Origin of the sequence: Shinella sp. SUS2 (assembly GCF_001262505.1) — a bacterium.
In the GTDB taxonomy this organism is placed as follows: Bacteria; Pseudomonadota; Alphaproteobacteria; order Rhizobiales; family Rhizobiaceae; genus Shinella.
Genome location: NZ_KQ410824.1, coordinates 1 through 1385, shown reverse-complemented (window position 1 = coordinate 1385; position 1385 = coordinate 1). Strand labels below are relative to the sequence as shown.

Annotated in this window: 1 protein-coding gene; it reads left to right on the top strand. The window is 58.6% G+C overall.

Annotated features, from left to right (window positions below; genetic code table 11):
* Window positions 1–78 precede the first annotated feature (78 nt).
* On the top strand, window positions 79–1107 hold the full coding sequence (locus tag AKG11_RS33490) for an IS110 family RNA-guided transposase (RefSeq protein WP_050747154.1): 1029 nt from the start codon (window positions 79–81) through the stop codon (window positions 1105–1107).
* The last annotated feature ends 278 nt before the right edge of the window (window positions 1108–1385 follow it).

Sequence of the window (1385 nt, the reverse complement as noted above, 5' to 3'; positions counted from 1 at the left end):
GTGGATGCCCCCTCCCGACGGCATCGCAATGTGCCAGAGTGATGTTCGCCAGAACGTCACTTAGAGGAGAGAGCATCCATGAATGAAGTTAGCATCGTCGGTCTGGACCTTGCAAAGCGGGTGTTTCAGGTTCATGCCGCCGGAAGCGATGGCGGTGTGGTCTTGCGCAGGAAACTGTCTCGCGGCCAAGTGATCACCTTCTTTACGGAACTGCCCAAATGCACGGTCGCGATGGAAGCGTGTGCCACCGCGCATTACTGGGCGCGTGAGATCGGCAAGCTTGGCCACGAGGTTCGATTGATCCCGCCGGCTTACGTGAAGCCTTTCGTCAAACGACAGAAGAATGATGCTGCCGACGCGGAAGCGATCGTGGAAGCAGCGACCCGGCCGTCGATGCGCTTTGTCGTTCCGAAGTCTGAACCGCAGCAGGCCTGCGCCATGCTCTTCCGGACGCGGGACCTCTTCGTCCGTCAGCGAACACAGCTTATCAATGCCCTTCGCGCACATCTGGCCGAGCATGGTGTCATTGCACCTCAAGGCATTGCGAATCTGGCCCTGTTGGCGGAGATTATTGAAGATCACGAGGCCGGCCTCGAACTTATCGTTGTAGAGACCGGGCGACTGTATCTGGACCAAATCGACGCGCTGTCCTCTCGGATCGCATCGCTGGAAAAGGCACTCAGATCGGAAGCGAAGCGTTCGCAGAGTACCGCTCGCCTCATGTCCATGCCCGGCATGGGACCGATTTCCGCCATGGCAGTTGAGGCCTTCGCGCCCACGATGGCTACTTTCCGCAGGGGGCGAGACTTTGCGGCCTGGCTCGGCTTGGTGCCAAAGCAGCATTCAAGCGGAGGAAAGCAGGTTCTCGGCCGAACATCGAAGATGGGACAACGCGACATCCGCCGGCTTCTTATCATTGGCGCGATGACCGTCATTCGATGGGCATGCCGGAAGGCTCCACCCGAGAACTCGTGGCTGGCACGAATGCTGGCGCGCAAACCTCGCATGCTCGTCGCGATCGCCCTCGCCAACAAAATGGCTCGATCCATCTGGGCAATGATGACCAAGAACGAAGATTACAAGGATTCCGTTCTGCCTGCAGTGTAGACAAGTGCTGAGCTAAAGTCAGGACGGATCGTCGGCGTGTGAGGAGGTCAGCGAACGGTAAGGACAAAGATCGGTGAGAGTGGATCTGGGAATGCATCCGGGTCAGTGAGCCACGAGCTCGTAGAACTGATTTGCACCAGGCCCGCGTAGCTCCATACCGGCCAGCGGTCGTACTCGGGCCGCAAAATAGGCCTGATACATGACCGCACCCGATCACACGTTCAAAGCCGCTCGAAGAACTGCTTGCATGAACGGGGGCATCCATACATGACCCGGCG